Source organism: Paenibacillus sp., from assembly GCF_031177825.1.
Classification (GTDB): domain Bacteria; phylum Bacillota; class Bacilli; order Paenibacillales; family YIM-B00363; genus Paenibacillus_AE.
Map to the genome: position 1 here is coordinate 15,629 of NZ_JAPSKE010000009.1, position 12,035 is coordinate 27,663.

General features: G+C 60.1%; 9 protein-coding genes. 4 read left to right on the forward strand and 5 right to left on the reverse strand.

The genetic code is table 11. The annotated features are described in order from the left end of the window. Nucleotides 1–38 precede the first annotated feature (38 nt). Nucleotides 39–1,373 (reverse strand): ABC transporter substrate-binding protein, encoded by a 1,335-nt coding sequence (locus RIN49_RS12770; protein WP_309120557.1) that lies wholly within the window; start codon nt 1,371–1,373, stop codon nt 39–41. Nucleotides 1,374–1,632: 259 nt separating this feature from the next. Here RIN49_RS12770 and RIN49_RS12775 point away from each other — a divergent pair, with 259 nt between their 5' ends. Further along, nucleotides 1,633–2,685 (forward strand): LacI family DNA-binding transcriptional regulator, encoded by a 1,053-nt coding sequence (locus RIN49_RS12775; protein WP_309120558.1) that lies wholly within the window; start codon nt 1,633–1,635, stop codon nt 2,683–2,685. A gap of 105 nt (nt 2,686–2,790) precedes the next feature. Here RIN49_RS12775 and RIN49_RS12780 read toward each other — a convergent pair whose 3' ends face one another. Continuing rightward, on the reverse strand, nt 2,791–4,848 hold the full coding sequence (locus tag RIN49_RS12780) for a hypothetical protein (RefSeq protein ID WP_309120559.1): 2,058 nt from the start codon (nt 4,846–4,848) through the stop codon (nt 2,791–2,793). A 258-nt stretch (nt 4,849–5,106) separates the two neighbouring features. Here RIN49_RS12780 and RIN49_RS12785 point away from each other — a divergent pair, with 258 nt between their 5' ends. From RIN49_RS12785 to RIN49_RS12795, 3 genes are read left to right on the forward strand one after another with little or no spacing between them, the layout of a single operon-like run. Beyond that, the gene (locus RIN49_RS12785; protein WP_309120560.1) at nt 5,107–6,111 is read left to right on the forward strand and encodes a Gfo/Idh/MocA family protein; all 1,005 of its coding nucleotides are present in this window, start codon (nt 5,107–5,109) and stop codon (nt 6,109–6,111) included. Further along, nucleotides 6,108–7,037 (forward strand): helix-turn-helix domain-containing protein, encoded by a 930-nt coding sequence (locus RIN49_RS12790; protein ID WP_309120561.1) that lies wholly within the window; start codon nt 6,108–6,110, stop codon nt 7,035–7,037. The genes RIN49_RS12785 and RIN49_RS12790 overlap by 4 nt, the downstream gene beginning before the upstream one ends. Nucleotides 7,038–7,049: 12 nt before the next feature. After that, nucleotides 7,050–8,132, forward strand: coding sequence for a Gfo/Idh/MocA family protein (locus RIN49_RS12795; RefSeq protein WP_309120562.1), 1,083 nt, complete (start codon nt 7,050–7,052; stop codon nt 8,130–8,132). A 59-nt stretch (nt 8,133–8,191) separates the two neighbouring features. On the opposite strand, the gene RIN49_RS12800 is transcribed toward RIN49_RS12795, so the two are convergent. From RIN49_RS12800 to RIN49_RS12810, 3 genes are read right to left on the reverse strand one after another with little or no spacing between them, the layout of a single operon-like run. Then, nucleotides 8,192–9,229 carry an HD domain-containing phosphohydrolase gene (locus RIN49_RS12800; protein WP_309120563.1) on the reverse strand — a complete coding sequence of 346 codons (1,038 nt, stop codon included), beginning with the start codon at nt 9,227–9,229 and terminating at the stop codon, nt 8,192–8,194. 38 nt (nt 9,230–9,267) lie between these two features. Then, a complete protein-coding gene (locus RIN49_RS12805) occupies nt 9,268–9,633 on the reverse strand; it encodes a response regulator (RefSeq protein ID WP_309120564.1) in 366 nt (121 codons plus the stop codon). Further along, nucleotides 9,630–11,867 carry a response regulator gene (locus RIN49_RS12810; protein WP_309120565.1) on the reverse strand — a complete coding sequence of 746 codons (2,238 nt, stop codon included), beginning with the start codon at nt 11,865–11,867 and terminating at the stop codon, nt 9,630–9,632. Before RIN49_RS12810 ends, RIN49_RS12805 begins: the two co-directional genes overlap by 4 nt. Nucleotides 11,868–12,035 lie beyond the last annotated feature (168 nt).

The window sequence follows — 12,035 nt, forward strand, 5'->3', positions numbered from 1 at the left end:
GGAACCGCTCCCGGATGCCGCCGAGAAATCCCCGTCGGTTACGGCTTCTTGCTCGCGTAGTCGTTCTTCGCGATGAATTCGTTGATTTCTTTCTCCGCTTGCGCCAACGCTTCCGCGGGACTCTGCCCTTGGATCGCGCGCTCGATCGCGGAGCCGAAGGCGAAGCTGATCGCCCAATCGTACGTCGGCTCGGCGAGGGAATACGGGACGATCTTCTCCGCGATCATCTTGCGGACTTCGTCGCTCTGCGCCTGCGGATCCGCGTTGATCGCTTCGTCGACCGACTTGCGCGGAGGAAACTTGGAGAATTGGCTCGTGCGGAAATAATCGACCATAATTTCCGGATCTCCCGCGAGGAACCAAGAAATGAATTCGCCGGCTTCCTTCGGGTTTTTCGCTTTGCCGTCCATAACGAACGACCAGCCGCCGAGCGTAGCGGACGGCTTCGTGCCGTCGCCGTCCGGCGTAGGCATCGGCGCGACGCCGACGTTCGGCAGAATGTCCTTGTAATCGTTGCGCAGCTGGCCGATGCCCCACGATCCGTTCACGGACATCGCCACCTTGCCTTGGCCGAAATCCGCCATATCCGTGTATCCGTTCAGCGCTTGCGCCGGAGCAATCTTCTCGTCATAGAGGCGCTTATAGAAGGCGATCAAGCTTTCATAATGCGCATCCAGGTTCGCCTTAGACCAGTCCTCGGAGATCGCCTGATGGCCGCCGTTCATCTGGAGGCCCCACGTCGTCCAGGAGAACTCGACCGCGTTGCTCGCGATATGCAAACCGTATACGCCGTCCTTCGTCAGCTTCTTGCCGGCATCGATCAGCTCATCCCATGTCTTCGGAGGATTCGCCGGGTCGAGACCCGCCGCTTGGAACAAATCCTTGCGGTAGTACAACACCGCGGACGGCTCGACAAGCATCGGATACGCGTAGTGCTGATCTTTATACAGGACGAACTGTTCGACGTTCGGATATAAGTCCGCCCAAATCGCGGGATCGACGTACTCGTCGAGCGGCATGAATTGGCCTTGCATCGCCGCGGGCACGATTTTGCCGTAGTCTCTCGTATATACTTGAGGCGCTTTGCCGGCGGCTTGCGCGGCCTTCATCTTCTGATCCCAGGCGTCGCCCGGCACGATCGTCAGCTTCACTTCGATCTGTTCGTGCGTCTTGTTAAACTCCTCGACCCACTTCTTGAACCAGGCGCTCGTCGACTCCTCGAACTGGTTGACCCAGAAGTCGATGACGACCTTCTCCTTCGGCGCGCCGTTCCCCGCAGCCGCGCCGCCGTCCGATCCCCCGCTGCAAGCCGACAGAACGAGCGTCGTTCCCATGACCGCGGCGAGCAGCAGCTTTGCTGACATCTTTTTCATGCGAAGCATCCTCCCTTTTTTTGTGCCTATTTAAACGCGCAAGTCGCATTTAAACCGATTTCGTCGAACGAGGGTGTTATCGTTTACACATTAGGAACTCGCAATTTGGTATCGCTTTCAGTTTACCGGTAAAGTCATTATAGTCCAACATTTTCCCGTTGACAATAAGGGAAACGTAATTTTTCTATAGTTTACTTTTCCGGTCAACTTCGATATAGTTTTAACGATAAAGCTTTATTTCGATAGGTGAGAGCTGCTTATGAAGAAACGCGTGAAGTTGGACGATATCGCGAAGGTCGTCGGGCTTTCGAAGATGGCGGTGTCCTTGGCGCTGCGCGAGGACGTATCCGTCAGCAAGGACACGATTCAACGGGTCAAGGAAGTCGCCGATCAGCTCGGGTACACGCCGAATCGGTTCGCGCAAGGCCTCGTGAACGGGCGTTCCCGAACGCTCGCCCTGCTTCTCGGCGGCTCGCTGCATGACGATTATCAGAACCAAATCATCCGCGGCGCGATCCCTTACGCGATCGAGAAGGGCTACACGCTCTCCATCGCGCCCGCCGAATGCGACCCCTCGCTGGAGGCGTCCTATATTCGGAAATACCAGAACCTGATGGTCGACGGCTTCATGGCGTTCCATTGCCGAACAGCCGAACCGTACAAGCAGCTGAAGAAGAACGGCGTCCCCTTCGTGCTGTATACGAAGTATTTCGAGGATTTGGAATGCGACTACGTCGTCTGCAACGATTATGCGGGCGGGTACGAGATGACTAGGCGTCTGCTCGAGCTGGGACATCGCAACATCGCTTTCGTCTACGACGAGTATTTAAAGCAGTCTTCCGAAGTGTTGAACCGCAAGCGAGGTTATGCCGCCGCGCTCGAAGAGTTCGGCCTTCCCGCCGACGCGGCTTCGGCGATCTCCTTCGACTTCGACTTCAAGTCGAACCAGACCGACCCGGAGCATCTGCTGGCGAAGAACCGCGCCTTCCGCGAGCGGATGGGCGGCCGCGATCGGCCGACCGCGCTCTTCGTCTGCAACGACGTGCTCGCCTCGTCCGTGTACATCGTGCTGAAGAAGCTCGGCATTAGCATACCGGGGGACGTCTCCGTGGCCGGATACGAGGGCGTCTATCTCGGTCAAATCCTCGATCCTCCGCTGTCGACCGTGCGAAGTCCGATTCAAGATATCGGGCGCAAAGCGTGCCAGATTCTCATCGATAAGATCGAGGGATCCCTTTCGAAGACGGAGACGATTCAGGTGAAGCTCGAGCCGACGGTCGAGCTTCGGGGATCGACCGCTCCGCCGAAGTAACGGAAGCCGTCGGGCGCGATCCGCCGACGGCTTCCTTGCGTTTCAAGCACTCGCGAGCCGGCGCGCGACGTCGGCCGCTCGGCGCCGGTCGGATGATCCGCCCGCTTACCAGCCGTACCGCCGCAGCAACTCCGGACGATGCGCCCGGATTCGCAAGTACGCCTCCGCCGCCGCGCCGGCCCCCCAATCGAAGATCGAGAACTCCCCGATGCCGAGACCCCGTTCGCCGACGCGACCGTTATGCCCGTAGTTTTCCATCATGAACCCGTAATCCTTCTCGTCGAAGAACGGATACTTCGCTTCCCACTGCGCCTTCGTCTTCGGATTTTCCGGACAGTACATCATGACGAACGACGCGCGGAGCGCCGCCATCCCCCGTTCGATATATTCCTCGCGATCGAGCAGCTCCCCGTATTCGAGAATCAACTCCGCGAACAAGCTTTGCCGGGCGTCGTTCCACTCCGCGTCCCCGTTCATGACGCCGAAGCCGCCGACCGCGTCGATCGGCACGTACGGCGGCTGCCACGACGCCTGCGTCATGAGCATCTCGTCCAAGCAGCGTTCGCCGAGCTCGAGATACCGGGCTTCGCCCGAAGCGGCGTACGCCGCCTTGCACGCCTCGGCCGTCCAGAACATCGAGAAGTTGCATTGTTTATACATATCGTTGCGCTCGAACTTCCGACCGACGCGGTCCTCGCCGAACCGACTGCACGACCAGTACGTCTCGAAATCCTCCCAGCGTCCGTGCGGCACGACGTCCCGCGCGACCGCGTCGAGCGCCAGGCGCGCGGAAGCCGCGTAACGCTCCTCCCCCGTCAGCTCCGCAAGCTTGAAGAGGAACGTCGCCGACGCCGACGACTCCGGACTGTCGGCCAAGACGTCCAAAGGCCGGAGCGTGTCGTAATCGAGCCACGCCGGGAAGAAGCCGTCCGCCCGCTGGAGCGGAAGCAGCGCGTCCGCATATTCGGCCGCGTACGCGAGCAGCGCCCCGTCGCGCTCCAGCTCCTCGTACCATCGAAGCATCCACAGCGCCGTCCAGCTCATGTCGAGCACGTGGTACGGCGCTCCTCTCACCGAACGCCATGGCGCGACGGGGTTGCGGTTGGAGTTGCCCCAATAGGCGGTGTCCCACCCTCTCGATCGGTTGACGAACGTGCCGTCGTTCAGAGTCGCTTGTTCCATCTCCGTCGCCAGTACGGCCGGGAAGAAGCCGGCTCGCCGCGGCGCCGACAACGCCAGCCTCTTCGTCTGCGCCGCGCGCCGGACCAGCTCCTCGTCGCCCGTCGCGGCGCCGTACCGGAACATGCCGTGCGCGGTGCGCAGCGAGCTGAACCACGCTTGATTCCAGATCGATCGGAATTCGCGTTCGTCGGCGGGTCCCGGATAGTTCGGGCTCTGCGTGACGTTGACGATGAAGGCGGCCGCGCCGACCGGTTCGCCGTCGAACTCGAGACGCTGCCACACCGCGGACTCCCAGCTGCGGAACGCCCACCGGTACGCCCTCCCGACCATCGTCTCTAAGGAAGACCCGGACGCCGCGACCGCGCGGAACGCATGGGCGCCCCATCGCTCCCACAGGAAACGAAGAATCGGCCGCCACGGATTGGCGGCGACGGACGCCTCTTCGAACGCAAGTAAATAAAATGCGACCTCGACCGCTCCTTCCTCGTGCGCGGCGCCCGGACGCTTCATGAACAAGACGTGCGCCGCTTCGTCCGGTTCGGTCTCGCTCATGCCGATCGTCAGCTCGCGGGCTTCGGCGTTCAGGTCGAGATACCAAGGCACGCCCTCGCGGCGGGTCATCGCGTCCAAGTCCGGGACGAGCGCCAAGACGCGGCGATCGTCCGCCGCAAGCAGCGCCGGCGAGCGGAAGCAGTGGCGATCGACGACGTGCCGTTCGGTCGGCGTCAGATGCGGCGACCAAGAGAGGGACGGCTCGAAGGCCGGCGAGACGCGCGCTCTCCAGTCGTCGGCTTCGACGCGCCGGTCGAGCTCGAATCGGATCGAGACGCGCGTCGCGCGCTCGTCGATCCGTTCCACGGATAGATGCGGCGCGGCGCCGCCCAGCGGGTCGATCTCGATCGCCTTGACGAAGCTTTGAAGCCGGCAGAGACGCACTCGCGTAGAGTCCCGATCGAAATGCAGTCCCGAATCTGTTGTCATCATTTCACCCTCCGGAACGCGGTCGGGGCGCTGCCGACGCAGCGCCGCCGATCGTATCGTTTCCCTAAGCATACCTTGAATTCGCGCCGTTTTCTTTAACTGATCTTACTCCCCTTTTAACAATTATTGCTTTCGCAACATTCATAGATGTGGCGCATTTCCATACAGAGTGCGTCATAATATTATAGTTAATATCTTGTTATCAGTATGGTACATTAAGAGGGCAATGTCTTGATTTTATAGACGGGAGAGATTAGGGTGACCATCCGAATCGGCAAGATCAGCTACTGGCACGTACACGCGTGGGAATACACGCAGTACGCGCAGGAGCACCCCGGCACCGAGATGGCGGCGGTGTGGGACGAAATTCCTTCGCGCGGCAAGGAAGCGGCGGAGAAGCTCGGCGTTCCGTTCTTCGAATCGCTCGACGACATGCTTGCAAACGGTAACATCGACGCCGTCATCGTAGACGCGCCGACGAACCGGCACCACGAAGTGATCGTCAAAGCGGCTCGCGCGGGAAAGCATATTTTTACGGAAAAGGTCGTCGCGGCCACGCTGCACGAAGTGAACGATATTTTGGCGGAGATCGAGAAAGCCGGCGTCACGCTGACCGTCTCGCTGCCGCGCTTGAACGACGGTTACACGCTGGCGATTCGCGACATTCTGGATCGGAACCAGCTCGGCAAGGTGACGCTCGTTCGCGTCCGCTTGTCGCATAACGGCGCGACGGCGGGCTGGCTGCCGGCTCACTTCTTCAACGGCGAACAAACCCAAGGCGGCGCGATGATCGACCTCGGCTGCCACCCGATGTACCTGACGCGTCTGTTCCTCGGCGAGCCGATCGTCGACGTGGCGGCGCAATACGGCTACGTGACCGGCAAGGACGTGGAAGACAACGCGGTAACGACGTTGTCCACGGCGTCGGGCGCCGTCGGCGTCGTCGAAGCGGGCTTCGTGAACGCGTACTCGCCGTTCTCGATCGAAATCCACGGCACGGAAGGCACGCTGCTGTACGGCACGCCGAACGACACGCTGCTCCTTCGCACGAAGGTCGACGGCCAAGGCGAATCCGGCTGGAAGGAGCAGCCGATACCGCCGAAGCGCGAGAACGCGTTCAGCCAATGGGTCGGCCACATTCAGAACGGCACGACCGCGGAAGAAAACGTCGGCCTCGCCGTAGAACTCACGAGGCTCATGGAAGCATCCAACCTGTCGGCTCGCGAACGCCGCGCCGTCCGTCTCGAGGAACTTCGGAAATGAGCAAGTTTCCATTCGCCGTCATGCGAGAAAGACAGGACGCGCTGGAGCGGTTGGACATTCGGGTCCGTTGGGGCCGGTACGACATCCGCGTGCTCCGCTTTCACCTGACGACGTTCCCGCCGGGACGCGTCGTCGATTTTCACAAGCATGACGAATTCGAGTTTCACTTTATCCCGAGGGGTAAAGGGAAAGTCGTTATGGAAACCGAGGAATACGCGCTGCGGGAAGGGATGTTTTACATGACCGGCCCCGGCGTCATGCATTACCAGGAAGCCGACGCGGCGGAAGCGATGGACGAGCTGTGTCTGCACGTCGACATCGCTTCGCGCGACGTATCGGACGAGGCGCTCGACGCCGCGGATCGGCTCGAATACGCCGAGGCGGACGACTGCGTCGGGAAGCTTCGCGCGATGCCGCTCGCGCCTACGCTCGATCTGCACGACGCGATGCGGCACTTCCTAGAAGCGTATCAGGCATGCAGCGAAGGCTCGCTGGGCCTCTATACGACGATCAAGCAGCATGTCGTTCAGATTTTGCTGAAGGCGACGCTCGCATACGACGCCGGAGGGACGCGTCCGCAGCTTCCCTCGCGGGACATGAAGTCGTACCGGTACCGCCTCGCGATGCAGTATATCCGCGCGAATTACGCCGGCACCGTCACGCTCGCGGGCGTCGCGGAGAAGCTGAACATCAGCTCGCGGCAGCTGCAGCGCATCTTCAAGGAGGTTCGCGGAGACGGTTCCTTTAGCAGTATACTGGAAGAAGTACGCTTGGAAGCCGTATGCAGGAAGCTTGCCGAGACGGACTTGTCCGTCGAGCGCATCGCGGTGAGCGAGGGGTTCTCGAACGGGAACTACTTGCACGCGGTGTTCCGCAAGCGGTTCGGCACGACCCCGTCGGCGTACCGTAAATCACACCATATTTAGGAGGACTTATTCATGGCCAAGACGTATCGCATCGCAATCGTAGGCTGCGGCGGCATCGCCAACGGCAAGCATATGCCGAGCCTCAGCAAGTTGAACAACGTTGAGATGGTCGCATTCTGCGACGTCGTAGAAGAGCGCGCCGTCGCCGCCGCCGAGAAATACGGCGCGGAAGGCGCGAAGACGTATACGGATTACACGGAGCTGCTGAAGGACGGATCGATCGATATCGTGCACGTATGCACGCCGAACGACTCCCACGCGAACATCGCGATCGCCGCGCTCGAAGCGGGCAAGCACGTCATGAGCGAGAAGCCGATGGCGAAGACGGCCGCGGACGCGAAGCGCATGGTCGAAGCCGCGAAGCGCACGGGCAAGAAGCTTACGGTCGGTTACAACAACCGGTTCCGTCCGGACAGCCAGCACCTAAAGAAGGTTTGCGAAGACGGCGAGCTCGGCGAAATCTACTTCGCGAAGGCGCATGCGATTCGCCGCCGCGCGGTGCCGACTTGGGGCGTGTTCCTTGACGAAGAGAAGCAAGGCGGCGGTCCGCTCATCGATATCGGCACGCACGCGCTCGACCTCACGCTGTGGATGATGAACAACTACGAGCCGAAGGCGGTCCTCGGCACGTCCTACCATAAGCTGTCCCAGAAGGAAAACGCCGCGAACGCTTGGGGACCGTGGGATCCGAAGAAATTCACGGTCGAAGACTCCGCGTTCGGCATGATCGTCATGAAGAACGGCGCGACGATCCAGCTCGAATCGAGCTGGGCGCTCAACACGCTGGACGTGGATGAAGCGAAGTGCACGCTGTGCGGCACGGAAGGCGGCGCGGACATGAAGGGCGGCCTCCGCATCAACGGCGAGAAGCACAGCCGCTTGTTCACGAGCGAAGTGAACCTGAAGTCCGGCGGCGTAGCGTTCTACGACGGCAAGTCGGAAAGCGACGCGGACCTCGAGATGAGAATGTGGATCCAAGCGATCGACGAGGACAAGGATCCGGTCGTTACGCCGGAGCAGGCGTTCGTCGTCTCGCAGCTGCTCGAAGCGATCTACGAGTCCGCTCGTACGGGCCAAGCGGTATACTTCGACTAAACCATTCCGAATACGCAACGGGACGCCGCACGACTGTGCGGCGTCCCGTTTTTCGTCGTTTACCCGCCGAGCGCACCTTCCTCGTACAATTGCAGGAATGCGTTGACGACCTTCGGGTCGAAATGTTGTCCCCGCTGCCGCTTGATCTCGGCGACCGTCTCCTCCGGCGTCCAAGCCCTCTTGTACGGACGCTCGTGGGTCAAAGCGTCGTAATAATCCGCTAAGGCGACGATTCGCGCCGCAAGCGGGATCTCTTCCCCGCGCAGCCCGTCCGGATATCCGGTACCGTCCCACTTCTCGTGATGCGATCGCGCGATCGCGGCGGCCAGCTTGAGCAGCGCGAAGGAGCTATCGCTCATAATGTTGGCGCCGATCGACGTATGCACCTTCATCCGTTCGAACTCGTGCGGCTCGTATCTCCCAGGCTTCAAGAGGATTTCGTCGGGGATGCCGATTTTCCCGATGTCGTGCAGCGGCGCTGCCATCCGAATCGTCTCGACGTCCTCTTCCGACATCCCCATGCGGCCGGCGATGAGGCCGGCCAGCTCGCCGACGCGGACGGTGTGCCGCCCGGTGATATCGTCGCGGTACTCCGCCGCCCGGCCAAGCAGCTGCAAAATTTCCAGCTTGCTCTTCTGCAGCTCTTGCGTCCGTTCCCTGACCCGCTGTTCCAAGGTGTTCTTGTGCTGCTGCAGTTGAATGTGAAGCTGCCTGGTCTTTAACAAATTGTTGATGCGCAGGACGACCTCCGTCCGATCGAACGGCTTCGTCAGAAAATCGTTGACGCCCGCCAGCAGCCCTTGCTGCTTGACTTCGGAAGTGACGTCCGCGGTCAGCATCATGATCGGCAAATACGTATCCGGCCCGACCCGATCTCGGATCAGCTTCATCGCCTGCAACCCGTCCATCCCCGGCATATGCATGTCGAGCAGGACGAGATCAGGTTCGACCGCATCCATCATGGCGGGAATTCGCAAGGGATCCATACTGCTATGGAAGTTTCGGAATCCCGCTCGGCCAAGAATTCGCTCAAGCAGCGATACGTTATGTTCTTGATCGTCGATAATAAATAGGTTCGCGTTTCGAATGTCTTCCATCTTCCCTCGTACCTCTCCATCCATGAGATGACGCCCGCTTACGCTTGCAGCGCTTTGCCGATTTTGTCCAGCAGACGTTCCAACACGACCGGCTTCGTGTCGAAGTCGTCGCATCCGGCCGCGTACGCCTTCTCTTCGTCCTCGACCATCGCATGGGCGGTCAGGGCGATGACCGGAATATGCTTCGTCTCGGGGGCGGACTTCAGCCGCCGCGTCGCCTCCCACCCGTCCAGCACGGGCAGGCTCAAATCCATCAACACGACATCAGGCACCAGTCTTGACGCGAGCTCCACCCCTTCCTTGCCGTCTTGGGCGGCGATGATCCGATAGCCTTTACGCTCCAGGCGCCGGGTCAGCATATCCCGATTCATCTCGTTATCTTCGACCAAGAGAATGGTTATCACGCGGGTTCCGCCTCCGTCATCAACTTGCGAATTTCCGCCAGCAACGATTTGAAATCGATGGCGCCCTTCTGCACGATATTCCGGACGTAGCCGTTCAATTTCTTCCGGTCCTCCGACGTAATCGTCTTCGCGGTGACGACGACGATCGGTACGTCGCGCCATGCGTCCCGCTTGCGCAGCTCCGTAATGAATTGGAATCCGTCCATCTCGGGCATCATCAGATCCAGCAAGATCAAGGCCGGCGTCTGAAGCTCCATCGCTTCCAACGCGAACCGGCCGTTGCGGGCTTGCGTCACCGAATAGCCTTCTTTCACTAGAAGCTTATTCATTAATTCGCTCGTCGTCGCATCGTCTTCTATAACAAGAACTCGGCGTTCTTCTCGACCCGTGACGTATTTCTCCATTACCTTGATTAACCGCTCCCGCTCCACCGGCTTGACCAAGTATTCGGAGGCGCCCAGCGTGTAGCCCAGTTGCGTGTCGCTGGTCAGCGACCAGATGACGACGGGAATGTCGGCCACGTCGGGATCGTTCTTCAGCTGGGACAGAACGCTCCAGCCGTCCATCCCCGGCATTAAGATATCTAAGCAGATCGCCTTCGGCCTTAGCTCCTTCGCCAATTCGAGCCCTAGCTGCCCGTTATCGGCGAAGGCGAGCTCCCAGCCCTCTTTTTCGAAATACCGCTTCATGATTTGCTCGTTGAACGGCTCGTCGTCGATCAGCAGGACTAAAGGTTTCTTCCGTTCCGCTTCGGCGGGCGCGTCCGCGGCGGCCGCTTCGGCGAGCGCAACGGGCTTCGAGATCGATTCGGGGAGCCAGCAAGTGAACGTGCTTCCCTTCCCGTATACGCTCTCGACGTCGATGTCGCCGCCCATGATGTTACAGAACCGCCGGCTGATCGCCAGCCCGAGTCCCGTTCCTCCGTACTTCCGCGTCGTCGACGAATCGGCTTGCGTGAACGGTTGGAACAGCTTCTCGATTTGCTCCGGCGTCATGCCGATCCCGGCGTCTCTTACCCGGAATCCGTAGCCCGGTTCGCCGCCCCTCGTTTCGCGGTAAACCTCGAAGTCGACCTCGCCGCCGTCCGTGAATTTGCTAGCGTTGCTCAGCAGGTTCAACAAGATTTGTCTGAGCTTCGTGACGTCCGTCGTCATCCGGCCTTCGACCGCTCGAACTTGAAGCCGGTTCCCCTTCGCATCCATCAGCGGAGCGACCGTGCTCTCGATCTCTTGGACCAACGCCGACAACTCGCAGGTTTCGACGAACAGCTCCATCTTCCCGGCTTCGATCTTCGAGATGTCCAAAATATCGTTAATCAACGCGAGCAGGTGATTTCCCGCTTTGCTGATTTTCCCGAGGTCTTCGGCGAACGTCGACTCGCCGATTTCCTCCGCCTCTTCCTTAAGCATCTCGCTGTACCCGATAATCGCGTTAAGCGGCGTGCGCAGCTCGTGGCTCATGTTGGCCAAAAATTGGCTTTTGATCATATTCGCTTTAATGGCTTCGTCATGCGCTCGCTCCAACTGGGCGGTTCGTTCTTTGACCAATTCCTCCAGATGCTCGTTGAACTGACGAAGCTCTTGATTCATGCGGTAAATCTCTACGGTCTTCCATTGAATTTCCGAATCCTTCACGGAAAACCGCTTCGAGATAAAGATGCCGAGAAGACATAACCCCAACGTGAACAAGGTGCCTCCCGAGATGAAGTACGCCAGCCATTTCTGATCCAGCAGCACCCCGGCCGCGTCTCCGCCGTCGGGCGCGATGCGAAAACGGGCCGCCGCCATGCCGGTATAATGCAGACCCGCGATGGCCGCGCCCATAATGAACCCGCTGCCCGCCTTCTTCCACCAGCTTCCTCGTCCCCCGCCCTTGCGGAAATAAAACGACAGCCAGAGCGCGGCGACGGAGGCGGCGAGCGCGATCGCGACGGAAAGCGCGAAGAGGGCCGGGTCGTAGGATATTCCGATTTGCATGGCGGCCATCCCGATGTAATGCATGCTCGTTACGCCTGCGGCGAGCAGCAAGCCGCCGCTCAGCAGCTCCTTCGCGCCTAACTGGCTGCTGCGGCTGACAATGTATAACGCGACGAACGAGCCTAGGATCGATGGGATGACGGACGCCGATACGATGAGCAAATCGTATGCGACGGGAACCGGGAGAGAGAACGCCAGCATCGCGACGAAATGCATCGACCAGATCCCCATACCCATGGCCGCCGCCCCGAAGAGCATCCACAACCACCTCCTGAACCCCTCGGCCGTACTGATTCTTCCGGCGAGATCCAGAGCCGTGTAAGATGCAACAACGGCCACCACGTACGAAAAACCGACCAGAATCGGGTCATGAGTCCCATGAATATGTTCCAATAGAAACTCCTCCTGTAATCTCTTCCTGCTTCG